Raw genomic sequence first — 13,153 nt, 5'->3', positions numbered from 1 at the left:
GCACAGGCAGTACAGGAGTTTTATATGTCATTTAATCATGTGTATGGCGTGGATATGGGCACCGGAACGGTGAAGATCTACGACAGGAACAAGGATTCCATCACCAAGGAAGTGAATATGATAGCGGTCCGGAACGGGGACACCGTGATAGCGGTCGGAAATGACGCCTATGCCATGTATGAGAAGACTCCTGAGAATATCGAGATCATCTCACCGATGAGCAATGGACGGATCAATGACGTTCTGATGATGGAAGCTGTGCTGCACACGATGCTCGGACGGACCGGCGGATACGCCGGATATCGTCCGGTTCTGTATTTTTCCGTTCCCGTCGATATGACTGAGATCGAGCGCCGGGCATATTCCACGATTGCGCGGAAGGGCCGGTTCCGCCGAAGTCAGGTTTATCTTGTGGAAAAACCGATCGCAGACGCACTGGCCCTGGGCATCCCGCTGCATCACACCAGAGGATCGATGATTATCAACATCGGGGCTCAGAGCACCGAAGTCTCCTTCATCGCCGATGAGAGGGTGATCATCAGCAGAATGATTGCCATCGGCGGACAGGCATTCACCTCCGCTATCGTAGAGGGCATCCGACGAAAGAACAGCTTCATCGTCAGTCACCACACAGCACAGCGTCTGAAGCTGACGCTGACAAATCTGGAAAAAGACATCAATGAGGGATGTAAGGTAAACGGTATTGATCTGGACAGTGGTCTTCCGCGAAACGGTGTCGTGACGAGCTACAATGTTACCGCCAGTGTCACCGCAGAGATGCAGAAGATTGCCGCGGAAATCCGCCGGATTATGGAGCGGATACCGCCGCAGATCCGCACAAATGTCCTGAAGGAAGGGATTTATATCACCGGAGGCAGCGCGCACATTGCCGGCATGGTGCCGTTTCTGGAGGAAGCGCTCGACTGTCCGGTTATCCTGTCGAAGTATTATGATCTCAGCACCGTATGCGGTCTGAAGGAGCTCATCACTCATCCTGAAATGCAGCACTGGGCATATCTGCCGGGAAAGAAGTCATATTCATGAAAAAAAAAGGTACACATATTAAAAGCAGATATCTGCTTGTCATTCTTACCATCATCTGCGTTGCGCTTGCCATGCTGACCGGCAGTCAGGTCATATCCATATCACCGCTGCGGAACGCCGCCGGAACTTTTCTGGTTCCGCTGCAGACCGGGATCAATAAGGTCGGAGACTGGCTGAACGGACAGAGAATCGGGCAGAAGAATGCCAGACAGCTGGCTAAGGAAAACAAAGAGCTGAAGAGCAAGGTGGCAGATCTGGAAGAGGAGAATACGGTTCTTACCGAGAACACCAAAGAACTGGAGGATCTCCGGAAGCTCTATGATCTGGATCAGGATTATAATGACTACGACAAAATTGCCGCGTCCGTCATCGCCAAGGGCACAGGAAACTGGTATAACACCTTTACCGTGAACCGCGGCACGGACGATGGCGTTGCCGTCAATATGAATGTCATCTCCGACGGCGGTCTTGTGGGTATCGTCACCGAGACCGGTAAAAACTGGTCGACCGTCCGTTCCATCATCGACGACGATAACAACGTCAGCGCCATGCTTCTCGATTCCTCGGAGAACTGCATTGTCACAGGCAGTCTGTCACTGATTGAATCCGGTAAGCTTGCGCTGAGCGAGCTCAGAACAGATGCCAAGGTATCCACCGGAGAACGTGTCGTCACCTCCAACATCAGTGACAAATACCTTCCCGGGATTCTGATCGGGTATGTGGATTCCGTACAGGATGACTCCAACCTGCTCACGAAGACGGGCTACATTATTCCTGCAGTGAATTTTCAGTCCGTGAACACCGTACTCATCATCAAACAGCTGAAGGAGACCGCTGATCAATGAAGAAAAATATCTGTATTTTTCTGATAATTGCCGCAACCATAGTGGTGCAGTCTTCGTTGGGTCTGCTCCTGCCGGCAATTCTGTCTGCACCGAATCTGGCGCTGATCCTCACATGCTCCATGGGCTTCATGCGGGGAAAGAAATCCGGCATGTTGACAGGCTTTTTTTCCGGACTGATTCTGGATCTTTTTTTCGGCGAAATATTCGGATTCACCGCGCTTATTCTTCTTTACATCGGATATTTTAACGGATTTTTGTTCAAGGTATTTTTTGATGAGGACATCCGGATTCCTCTTGTCGCAGTGGGAATCAGCGATATCGTTTACGGTCTTGCCTGTTACCTGATCCGTTTTCTGAATGGTACGAGCCTTTCGCTCGGATCCTGTATGATACATACAATTCTGCCGGAGGCAGTATGCACCATGCTCTTTACCATTCCGCTTTATTTTCTGTACCACTGGCTGAACAGAAAGATCACCGCAAATGAACTGGAGGAAGAACAATCACCTTGGCTAAGAAGATAAAAAAAGCATTCATCCGTTTTTTCAGCAGAAGAGGACTGATCCTTGTTCTGCTTTTCGCTGTTCTGGCTCTGATCCTTCTGGTGAGGCTGTTTCATCTTCAGATTATCCGCGGAAAGGATTACGCGAACAGCTTCACGGTCATGACGACCGCTACGCGCACGCTGAAGAGCACCCGCGGTAATATCTATGACGCAAACGGGAAGGTTCTCGCGTCCAATGAACTGGCAAATAATGTCACGATAGAAGATAACGGGTCGTATGATACCACCCGGCAGAAGAATTTGTCTCTGAACGGAGAGATCTACCGCCTGACGAAGATGATCCGTTCCAACGGCGACACCCCTTCCCATGATTTCCATATTGTTATCGGATCGGACGGAAATTACGCCTTTGATACCGACAATACCACGACAATCCAGCGTTTCCGTGCAGACATCTACGGATATCAGACAACGGATGAACTGAAGGCGGGCGAGGCGGATGCATCCCCGGATAAAATTGTCCAGGATCTGAGCGGCTCAAAATACTATGGACTCACGGATTCGGATGAGCCGTATACGGCGGAGGAGCTTGCCGAATACGGCCTCCCTGAAAAACTCACAAAGGAAGAGGCACTGGATATTATTGTGGTCCGCTACCAGCTCAGTCTGGTCAGCTACCAGCGCTATGTCGCGGTGACTGTCGCGACCAATGTCTCCGACAGTACCGTTGCGGCAGTGAAGGAAAACACGGATTCTCTGCAGGGCGTGGAAATCGCAGAGGATTATATCCGTGTCTACAGCGGCGGTGAAGCAATGGCTCCTGTCGTCGGCTACACGGGAAAGATCTCCTCGGACGAACTGGAAGATTACGGCTCCGGCGATACACGCTACAACAGCAACTCCATTGTAGGAAAGGCCGGAATCGAGAAGGCAATGGAGAGCACCCTGCAGGGAACCGATGGCTCCGAGGAGGTTACGATCAATAACCTCGGAAAGGTAGTCTCGGAAAATAAAGACTCCCTGGTGCAGCCTGCCAAGGGCAATGACGTTTACCTTACCATCGACAGCGAGCTTCAGAAGGCAGCCTATCAGATTCTGGAAGAAAGAATCGCCGGTATTCTCCTGACCAATATGACGGATGCAAAATCCGTGGACGCGGCAAGCCTCGCGGACAATGATACCATTTCCATCGCGAGCTACGACTGCTACAACGCGTTGATTGAAAACAGCATCATTGATATTGATAAATTCTCAGACGACGATGCTACAGAGGCGGAGAAGAAGGCACAGACCGCGCTGGATACCAGCCAGACCAACACGGTGAACTGGATCACCGGTCAGCTGAGCAGCGACAGCGCTTCCAGGTATTCGGATCTGTCTGCTGAGCAGAAAGCTGTGTTCGATTATGTGATATCCGATTTTCTCACAACGGAGTACGGAATTCTGGACAGTTCTTCCATGAAAACAGACGATGCCACCTACCAGGCATATTTCAAGGACGGCTCCATAAGCCCCCGTGCTTTTCTCCAGTATGCGGCAAATAACAGCTGGATCAATGTAGCCAAGCTCAGCGACAAGGATTCTTCATATCTGACCTCAGATGAAATCTATCAGGCAGTCCTTGATTTCATCTCCAGTCACATCACCGGAGAAAAAGTGTTCCACAAGCTTCTCTACAAATATCTGCTTCAGGATGACGCGCTGGAGCCGAAGGTGATCATGCAGATCCTTTATGATCAGGGAATTCTCTCAAAGGATGACGCTGACTATGCTTCCTTTGAGAGCGGGGCGACCAGCGCGTACCAGCTGCTGTACAACAAAATCTACAGCTTGGAAATTACGCCCGCCATGCTTGCCCTGGATCCGTGTTCCGGTTCCATTGTCATCACGGATCCGGATACCGGTCAGGTTCGTGCCTGTGTCTCTTATCCGGGCTATGACAACAACCGACTTGCAAATGACATGGACACCGATTACTACAACAAGCTGAATACCGATCTTTCCACTCCTTTTTATAATAAGGCGACGCAGCAGCTCACCGCTCCGGGATCTCCCTTTAAGCCGGTCATGGCAGCCGCAGGTCTTACCGAAGGGGTCATTGACGGTTCAACATTGATTGACTGTACCGGCGTCTTTGGAAAGGATATTCCGTTCCTGTCTGACTCGGACCGGGTGGCCTGCTGGAACAGCAACGGCCACGGCTACCTGAATGTGGTCGGCGGAATTACAAATTCCTGTAACGTCTTTTTCTGTACCGTTGGCTTTGATCTGGGTCTTGATAGCAATCAGAACTATGATCAGGATACCGCTCTCGCAAAGGAGCAGAAGTACGCCGCAATGTTCGGTCTTAATGAGGGAACGGGGATTGAAATTTCCGAATCGGATCCTCATGTGTCCGACAGTCTTCCGATTCCGTCCTCCATCGGACAGGGAACGCATCAGTACACAACGACTCAGCTCGCCAGATACGCGGCGACCATCGCAGACAGAGGCGTATGCCGGGATCTGACCTTGATTGACAAGACCGCGGACTCGGAAGGAAATACGCTGAAGCAGAACGAGACAAAAACACTCAGCACGGCAAATTCCATCAGCAGCACGACATGGGATCTGATCGATGAAGGAATGGCAGGGGTTGTATCAAATGACGCGACGGTATGGCCGGGATTTTCCAGTACCATTACCGTGTACGCGAAGACAGGAACCGCACAGGAATCCATGCTGCGCGCGGATCACGGTCTGGTCATCGGATTCACAAGCGGCGCAGAGGACAGCACTTCCTATGACGATGTGGCTTTCGCCGTCCGGATCGCGAATGGTTACAGCTCCACAAACGCAAGCCTTGTCGCAAGGGATGCCCTCAGGTATTACTTCAATCTGGATTCCGAGGAAAATATCATCATGAAACACGCAAATACAGATTCGATCACAAAGAAGATTGTTGCTGACTGAGTTTTTTCAACAATTTGCAAAATTCGCCCGGGATGTGATTTGAGCACGGAGAAAATCGCTGCCGACTGAGCCGGCGCACAGATAAAGGGAAAATATCGAATGCTGAAGTTATATAAACTGAAAGATTACAATTTCATGCTGATGCTTCTGCTGATTATCATCAGTTCGATCGGTGTGGTCCTCGTCGGATCCGCCGATCCGACCCTCAGAAGCAGACAGCTTATGGGCTTTCTGATGGGGCTTGCGCTGATGATCGTGATATCTCTGATCGATTACAGCTGGATTCTCCATTTTTACTGGATCATCTACATTATTAACATTCTGTTGCTGATCATGGTCCGCCTGTTCGGTACAACAGCGCTGGGAGCGGCACGCTGGATCAACATCGGAGGATTCCAGTTCCAGCCGACCGAGCTGTGCAAGATCATGATGATTCTGTTTTTTTCCATGTACTTTATGAACCATGAAGAAAACCTGAACTCCTGGAAGACAGTTTTCCGGTCAATCATTCTTCTTGCATTCCCGCTGTTCCTCATCCTGAGCCAGCCGGACCTGAAGAATACCATCACAATGACCATTGTATTCGCACTGATGTATTTCGGAGCAGGGCTCAGCTACAAGAAGATCGGCATTATCCTCGCGGTAATCGTACCGGTTGTGCTGGTGATGTTTCTCCTGATCGTCAAAACGGATCTCCACATCGTCGACGATTATCAGAAGGATCGTATCATGACCTTCCTCAGCTCCGATGACAGCGAGGAGTATTCCGACTCCAAGATGCAGCAGCAGAATTCCATCATGGCAATCGGTTCCGGCCAGGTCACCGGGAAAGGGCTGAACAACACGGATCTTTCCGCGAACAGCGGCAATTTCATATCCGAGATTCAGAACGACTTCATCTTCGCGGTTGCAGGAGAGGAGCTGGGCTTCATCGGAAGCGCCATTATTGTCATCCTCTTGTTCCTGATCATTCTGCTTTGCTTTCTGGCGGGCAGAGCGGCAAAAGATCTCTCCGGCACCCTGGTCTGCTACGGTATGGGATGCCTGATCGCGATACAGAGCTTTATTAACATCTGCGTCGCAACAGGCCTTCTCCCGAATACCGGAACGCCGCTTCCTTTTGTGAGCTACGGCCTGACCTCTCTGATCAGTCTCTACATCGGAATGGGTGTGGTGATGAATATCAGTCTGCAGCGCAAGAAATATTTTGACTATGGAGGAAAATATGTCTACACAGGAGAAACATTCAAACCGGACTCCTTCGAATCCGGAACCGGAAAGAAGGCATAAGAGAAAATACAGCCGGAATGCGAGGCGCAGACGGCAGCGTCTCCTGCATCGTATCGCGGCAGTTTTCATCGCGGTGATCCTTGTGCTGGCAGCTGTTCTGATTCATCTGATCTTCACGCGGAGCACGACGCTCGACACATCCGAGGCCTATAATCTCTCCGCCCAGAATGGGGCCGAGGAGCTTTCTCCCTTCACCCTTCAAAGTACATCGAATTACACGGAGAGCGAGGGAATTGTCTGTTCCGAATCCGAAGTCGGATCCGGAAGCCTCAGCCTCACTGAGGATGATGAACGGGCGCTTCTGTTTAATCTCGAGGACCACACCAGTCTCTATGCAAAGGGCATCTACGATAAAATTTATCCTGCCAGCCTGACGAAGATCATGACCGCTCTCGTGACGTTTGAGAGTGGCACAGACCTTACGCAGCAGGTCACGATGACGGATGCGGATTTTCAGCTCGGTGAGGACGCGCAGTCCAGTCAGCTTGAAGTCGGAGACAAGGTTGCGCTCGAAGATCTGCTGAACCTGCTTCTGGTATACTCCGCGAATGACGCGGCCATGGCGATTGCCCGAACGGTCGGCGGCAGCGTGGATAAATTCGTGGAGATAATGAATTCGGAAGCTCAGAAGCTCGGGATGACGGGAACCCATTTTGTCAATCCCTCCGGACTCCACGACGACAGCCACTACACAACACCATATGACATTTATCTGATGCTGAACCGTGTCTATCAGGATTATCCTGATTTTTCAAAGATCGCATCACAGTCCCAGTACCAGACAAGCGTCACCGGAACCGAGGGAGAGAGCACCTTCCTGTCCATCACAACCGATGAATATCTCGACGGAACCTATTCTCTGCCTTCCAATGTACAGATTCTTGCGAGCAAGACCGGTACAACAGATCAGGCCGGGTCATGCCTTGCTCTCGTCGTACAGAACGGTTACGGCGTTCCCTTTATCGCAATCGTCACCGGTGCCGATACGAAGGATACTCTGTACAACGATATGAGCAAGCTGCTCAGTCTGACGAATTCGGATGCCTCCTCTTCCGGAGCGAAATCCTCATCCTCCGGAACGGATACTTCCACTTCCGGAGCCGAAAAGGTGTCTTCGTCCTCCAATACGGAGGAGAGTGTTTCCTCAGTCTCCGGTTCCTGATGAAAATAAGGAAAGTGTCTTGCCTTTTTTGTATAAATACACTATAATTAAACCATCAACCCGAAACGATTTTAGTCAAAAAGACAATTAAATCGTGCCAGTCTGTGTCGGTTATGCAGCTTTTCGGGAAATTATGCTACACCAATGTATTTTACATTACGATACTGCTCAAGGAGGAATCAGCCATGGTTCAATTAATTGTAGGCAAAAAGGGAAAAGGAAAAACCAAATATATTCTGGACAAGGTGAATACAGCAGTCAGGTCGGCGAGCGGAGATATCGTATATCTCGACAAGAGCGCAAAGCATATGCTTGAGCTGAACAACAAGATCCGCCTGATTGATGTATCCGTTTATCCGTTAAAGGACTACAATGAATTTGTCGGTTTTATCTGCGGAATCATCTCTCAGAATCGTGATATCGAGCAGATGTATCTCGATGGCTTCCTGAAGCTGACGAAGCTTGAAGACAACAAGGATAAGGTAGACGACTGCATCGAACAGCTCGAGCAGATCAGCACAATGTTCCATGTTGACTTTGTCATCAGCATGTCCATGGACAAGGAAGAACTGAGCGCAGATATGCAGGAAAAGATCCTCCTTGCTCTGTAATATCCGTACATATATCGAATTCAGCCTATAGTTTTTGGTTCCGAACGGGACTTCAGAAAGCTGCCGCACCTGCTGCGGCAGCTTTCTTTATGCCTCCCTGCGGGCAGCTTTCTTTTGCTTGTAATAAATTTCGGATAATGCTAGAATAAGGAGTCAAAGCGTATGCAGGAGGCAACTGTGGCAAAAAAGAATAAAAGAAAACACGGAATAAATTTCAATATCGGCACCGTGATCTTCGGAGCGCTCTTCCTGTATCTGATCATCACGATCTTTATCTATGCGACCTCAAAGCACATTTCCTCATATATGGTAACTTCCGGCACTCTTTCAAATAACGAATCCTATTCGGTGCTTGCGCTTCGGTCGGAAGAGCTGGTTGATGCTTCGGCCTCAGGGTATGTCAGCTATTATACGCAGGACAGTGCCCGGGCATCCAGGAATGACATCGTGTGCAGTATCGGCTCCAGTCCGGATTCTTCCTCCACGGTCAAGCTGGCAGACTCCGACATCAGCAAAATCCGGCAGCTTGCCTCGGAATTTACGGGAGCATATAATGAGGATAATTTCGGAACCGTCTATGACTTTCAGTATTCCCTGAACTCTACCGTCATCAACGACAGTGATCCATCCTCTGTCAACGGAACTGCCTGTCAGGCAGATAACGACGGTGTCATTACCTATACGACAGACGGATATGAGACGCTGACACCGCAGGACGTCACCCTGGATGATTTTAACATCAAATCCTATGAGAGCACACAGCTCCGGACCAGCGACAAGGTTTCGAAGGGAGATCCGATCTTTCGCATTGCGACCGATGACACCTGGTATCTTGTCTTTCCTTTAACTGACCGGCAATATGCCGCTCTTTCCACAAAGTCAACAGTCCGGGTGAAGTTCAGCAAAGACGGGAATTCCGAGAACGGAGATCTCACTCTGTTTGACAGAGACGGCACACATTTTGCAAAAATCACCCTGTACAGTGGTATGGTGCGGTACGCGGATGACCGGTTCCTGAATATTGAACTGGTGACAAATACGGACACCGGGCTGAAAATCCCGCTTTCTTCCATCGTCACAAAGGAATTTTACACAATTCCGGTAGATTATCTGACGACAGGAGGCGATGACGATTCCGACGGTTTCATGAAACAGACAAAGGGCAGCGGAGACAGTTCCTCCACAGAATTTGTGGAAGCCGATCTGTATGAGAGCACCACGGATGATTCCGGGCAGAAGGTTTACTATGTAGATGAAGCGGATTTCCAGCCTGGTGATCTCATCCTAAAGCCGGATTCCAGTGACACCTATACCATCGGGGCTACTGCGTCCCTGGAGGGGGTTTACTGTATCAACCGCGGCTACGCACAGTTCCGCAAGATCGACATCATCGATCAGAATGATGAATACTGTCTGGTAGAGGAGGGCACAAACTACGGAATCTCCCAGTATGATTATATTGTCAGAGACGGAAGCACCGTGAACGAGGCGGAGATTCTCCGGTAATGCGTCATAAAGATCCAGGTTATGTAGAAAGATTACAAGAGTGCAAAGCACAGAGCAATGCTCAGCTTTTACCGTTTGTGTCACAATATATCTCGTATGGTGGTTTACCGGAAATGCCCCTGCCTCTCAAGCGGGGTGTCATATATATACAGAAATGTGAGGTGTTGAAGATGCTTTTGGAAAATTATAAAGCTGTTCGCAGGAACATCGATGAGGCCTGCGCCCGCGCGGGCAGGAATCCGGAGAATGTCACGCTGATCGCAGTCAGCAAGACAAAGCCGGAGGAGAACATCGAAGAGCTTTACCGCGCCGGGGTACGTGACTTCGGTGAGAATTATATTCAGGAACTCCGCCAGAAGCATGATGACCTTCCAAAAGATATTCACTGGCATATGATCGGTCATCTGCAGAGGAACAAGGTCAAGTACATCGCGGAATACGTCACCATGATACATGCCGTCGATACCTATGAGCTTGCTCAGACCATCGAGAAGGAAGCGGTTAAGCACAACCGCCGGATTCCGATCCTGATCGAGGTCAATGTTGCGGAGGAAGATACAAAATTCGGCGTTTCCTGTGAAGAAGCTCCGGAGCTTGTGAAAAGAATTGCAGAAACGCTTCCGCATGTCATTGTCAGCGGCCTCATGACCAGCGCTCCCTTTGTGCAGAACCCTGAGGACAACCGTCCGGTCTTCCGCAAATTGAGACAATTAAGTGTTGACATCAACAATGAAAACACTGATAATGAGAATGTTGAAATGAAGACTCTGAGTATGGGGATGACCAATGATTATATTGTCGCTGTCGAAGAGGGTGCCACACTTGTCCGTGTAGGTACCGCTATTTTCGGCGCACGCGATTATTCACACAAACAGTAAGACATGTTTTTAGTGTTTTCCCATGGCATTACGGCCGGCTTCAAAATTGTGACGTAAACGGCCAGGTTCCGATAGCGGGGCGCTGCAATGGGTATGAGCTGCGGATTGCTCCGTGCTTCACACTCCTGAAATGCTGCCCCTGAGTCTGTAAGAAATTGTTAGGAGAGAATGATAAGATGGGATTTTTTGATAAGTTCCTTGACGCGGTACGTCTGAATGACGATTATGATGATGACGATGAATTCTTCGATGACGACGATGATGATTATGGTGATGAGCCGGAAGAAGAACCGGCGCCGAAGAAAAAGCATTTTGGAAGCCGCAAGAGCGTAAATACAGTACGCGAGACAGAGGAGGAGCCGGTTCGCAAGGCACAGCCGGAGACCTCAGGAAGATATACCACAGCAGCCCGCATGCAGACGAGACCTGCAGCACAGTCGTCACAGAAAGTAACACCGATGCATCGCGCCGCATCGTCCTCCCGCAACGGCATGGAAGTCTGTGTGATCAAACCGGCAAAGGTCGAGGACTACCGGGAGATTGCAGACACCCTGCTTTCCGGCTGTACCGTTGTACTGAATCTGGAGGGACTTGATGTCGAGCTCGCACAGAGAATTATTGATTTTTCCTCCGGTTCCTGTTATGCAATCGGCGGAGGACTGCAGAAGGTTTCCAGTTACATCTTCATTCTGACTCCTTCTACCGTCGAGATTTCCGGAGACATTCAGGACCTTCTGAACGGCGCGATGCCGACAATGCGCACCGCGTTCTGACAGAGCTTTTCATCGCGATGGCTTTCCGGTCATGCGGTTCTGATTGAATAATGACAGAGCAGCATTCCTGGCATCCGGTTCTGATTGAATAATGACAGAGCAGCATTCCGGGTAATCCGGTTCTGACCGGGCGATTACAGGTCAGTTTACCGGGCTTCCGTATCTGTTCAAATGATTACAGTAACGGCCATACGATACATCATGCCACACACTGTATAAGCTACGGATTGCTCCGTGCTTCGCACTCCCGCAATCCTACAGGCATCAGTTAGAAGCGATTCTTACTGATGCTTTTCTCTTATCAGATAATATCGCAGAGCCCCTCTTGCTTCAGCAGTAGGATACAGGCGCCAAAGGATTGAGAAGGAGATTATTATGGAATCATTAATTGTAGAGAGAAAAAGCTCAGGCATGGAGTTTTCCTATCGGATTGTGTGGGAGAGCAGCTTTCAGACCCTTGCGGATGAAATCCGCCGGATCAGCGGTTTCCGGGCAAAAAAAATCTGTGTGGTATCCGACAGCAATGTGGCGCCTCTGTATGCCGGCGAGGTTGAGAAGGCACTTGCTCCGCTTGGCCTTACGGTTGAAACCTACGTTTTTCCGGCCGGGGAGGAGCACAAGTGTCTGGATACGGTAAACGGCCTCTATCGTTTTCTGATCGGGCACAAGTTTCAGCGAAACGACATCCTCGCCGCGCTTGGCGGCGGCGTCGCCGGTGATCTGACCGGTTTTGCGGCAGCCACCTATCTGCGAGGCATCGATTTTATCCAGATACCAACCACCCTGCTCGCGCAGGTGGACAGCAGTGTCGGAGGAAAAACAGGTGTCGATTTTGAACAGTATAAAAATATGGTAGGCGCATTTCTTCAGCCGCGCCTTGTCTACATGAATATGAAGACACTGAAGACACTTCCGCAGGATCAGTTTGCATCCGGCATGGGTGAGGTTCTGAAGACCGGTGCGATCCGCGACAGAAATCTGCTCACCTGGATCGATTCCCACGAGGCAGAGATCCTCCGGAGAGATCCGGATGCTCTGGCGACTGTGATCCGCGCCTGCTGCAGGGTAAAGGCGTCCGTTGTCGAAGATGATCCAAAGGATAAGGGACTCCGTGCCATCCTCAACTTCGGCCATACGCTCGGCCATGCCATTGAGAAATGCAAGAACTTCGAACTCCTTCACGGTCAGTGTGTCGGGATTGGCTCCATCGGAGCTTCCTGGCTATCTATGAAGCGTGGCATGATCTCAGAGGAAGATTACCGGTGGCTGCAGAAGCTTCACCGGGATTTCGGGATTCCCACCTCTGTCAGCGGCCTGACTGTTGATGAAATCGTCCGGACTACCCGATCCGACAAGAAAATGGAAGAGGGGCATATCCGCTTTATTCTTCTTGACGGTATCGGCAACGCGGTAATTGACAGCAGCGTCACGGACGAGGAGCTGCGCGAAGCAGCATCTGTACTTATTAAATAAACGTCCCTGTTCCACAAGCAGGGCACCACATGCTGTATATGCTTCGGATTGCTCCGTGCTGCGCACTTCCGCAAGCGAGGCACCACATGCTGTATTATGAAAGGATCTGTAGTT

Annotated in this window: 11 protein-coding genes; all 11 read left to right on the top strand. The window is 50.2% G+C overall.

Annotated elements, in window-relative coordinates; all coding sequences use genetic code 11:
- Nucleotides 1–24: 24 nt before the first annotated feature.
- Nucleotides 25–1,044, top strand: coding sequence for a rod shape-determining protein (locus tag ACTQ1O_RS04020; protein WP_441474438.1), 1,020 nt, complete (start codon nt 25–27; stop codon nt 1,042–1,044).
- The gene (mreC, locus tag ACTQ1O_RS04015) at nt 1,041–1,889 is read left to right on the top strand and encodes a rod shape-determining protein MreC (protein WP_441474439.1); all 849 of its coding nucleotides are present in this window, start codon (nt 1,041–1,043) and stop codon (nt 1,887–1,889) included. The genes ACTQ1O_RS04020 and mreC overlap by 4 nt, the downstream gene beginning before the upstream one ends.
- On the top strand, nt 1,886–2,413 hold the full coding sequence (gene mreD / locus ACTQ1O_RS04010; protein WP_441474440.1) for a rod shape-determining protein MreD: 528 nt from the start codon (nt 1,886–1,888) through the stop codon (nt 2,411–2,413). The genes mreC and mreD overlap by 4 nt, the downstream gene beginning before the upstream one ends.
- On the top strand, nt 2,398–5,346 hold the full coding sequence (locus tag ACTQ1O_RS04005; protein WP_441486215.1) for a penicillin-binding transpeptidase domain-containing protein: 2,949 nt from the start codon (nt 2,398–2,400) through the stop codon (nt 5,344–5,346). The genes mreD and ACTQ1O_RS04005 overlap by 16 nt, the downstream gene beginning before the upstream one ends.
- 99 nt (nt 5,347–5,445) lie before the next feature.
- The gene (locus tag ACTQ1O_RS04000; protein WP_441100141.1) at nt 5,446–6,636 is read left to right on the top strand and encodes an FtsW/RodA/SpoVE family cell cycle protein; all 1,191 of its coding nucleotides are present in this window, start codon (nt 5,446–5,448) and stop codon (nt 6,634–6,636) included.
- Nucleotides 6,572–7,798: a D-alanyl-D-alanine carboxypeptidase family protein gene (locus tag ACTQ1O_RS03995; RefSeq protein ID WP_441486214.1), complete on the top strand. Its 1,227-nt coding sequence runs from the start codon at nt 6,572–6,574 to the stop codon at nt 7,796–7,798. The genes ACTQ1O_RS04000 and ACTQ1O_RS03995 overlap by 65 nt, the downstream gene beginning before the upstream one ends.
- Nucleotides 7,799–7,983: 185 nt before the next feature.
- Nucleotides 7,984–8,409, top strand: coding sequence for a twitching motility protein PilT (locus tag ACTQ1O_RS03990; protein WP_441474444.1), 426 nt, complete (start codon nt 7,984–7,986; stop codon nt 8,407–8,409).
- A 177-nt stretch (nt 8,410–8,586) separates the two neighbouring features.
- On the top strand, nt 8,587–9,915 hold the full coding sequence (locus tag ACTQ1O_RS03985) for an HlyD family efflux transporter periplasmic adaptor subunit (protein ID WP_441486213.1): 1,329 nt from the start codon (nt 8,587–8,589) through the stop codon (nt 9,913–9,915).
- 170 nt (nt 9,916–10,085) lie between these two features.
- On the top strand, nt 10,086–10,793 hold the full coding sequence (locus ACTQ1O_RS03980) for a YggS family pyridoxal phosphate-dependent enzyme (RefSeq protein ID WP_441486212.1): 708 nt from the start codon (nt 10,086–10,088) through the stop codon (nt 10,791–10,793).
- Nucleotides 10,794–10,969: 176 nt separating this feature from the next.
- Nucleotides 10,970–11,566: a cell division protein SepF gene (locus ACTQ1O_RS03975; protein ID WP_441486211.1), complete on the top strand. Its 597-nt coding sequence runs from the start codon at nt 10,970–10,972 to the stop codon at nt 11,564–11,566.
- Between the two features lie 375 nt (nt 11,567–11,941).
- A complete protein-coding gene (gene aroB / locus ACTQ1O_RS03970; RefSeq protein WP_441486210.1) occupies nt 11,942–13,039 on the top strand; it encodes a 3-dehydroquinate synthase in 1,098 nt (365 codons plus the stop codon).
- Nucleotides 13,040–13,153: the final 114 nt, after the last annotated feature.

The organism is Bilifractor sp. LCP21S3_A7 (assembly GCF_052118825.1).
In the GTDB taxonomy this organism is placed as follows: domain Bacteria; phylum Bacillota; class Clostridia; order Lachnospirales; family Lachnospiraceae; genus Bilifractor.
The sequence above is the reverse complement of the archived record's forward strand: the minus strand, read 5'-3'. Positions and strand labels throughout refer to the sequence as shown.

Coding starts and splice junctions, on each gene's coding strand:
- ACTQ1O_RS04020 (WP_441474438.1), top strand. CDS start 25: ATGTCATTTAATCATGTGTATGGCGTGGATATGGGCACCGGAACGGTG.
- mreC (WP_441474439.1), top strand. CDS start 1,041: ATGAAAAAAAAAGGTACACATATTAAAAGCAGATATCTGCTTGTCATT.
- mreD (WP_441474440.1), top strand. CDS start 1,886: ATGAAGAAAAATATCTGTATTTTTCTGATAATTGCCGCAACCATAGTG.
- ACTQ1O_RS04000 (WP_441100141.1), top strand. CDS start 5,446: ATGCTGAAGTTATATAAACTGAAAGATTACAATTTCATGCTGATGCTT.
- ACTQ1O_RS03995 (WP_441486214.1), top strand. CDS start 6,572: ATGTCTACACAGGAGAAACATTCAAACCGGACTCCTTCGAATCCGGAA.
- ACTQ1O_RS03990 (WP_441474444.1), top strand. CDS start 7,984: ATGGTTCAATTAATTGTAGGCAAAAAGGGAAAAGGAAAAACCAAATAT.
- ACTQ1O_RS03980 (WP_441486212.1), top strand. CDS start 10,086: ATGCTTTTGGAAAATTATAAAGCTGTTCGCAGGAACATCGATGAGGCC.
- ACTQ1O_RS03975 (WP_441486211.1), top strand. CDS start 10,970: ATGGGATTTTTTGATAAGTTCCTTGACGCGGTACGTCTGAATGACGAT.
- aroB (WP_441486210.1), top strand. CDS start 11,942: ATGGAATCATTAATTGTAGAGAGAAAAAGCTCAGGCATGGAGTTTTCC.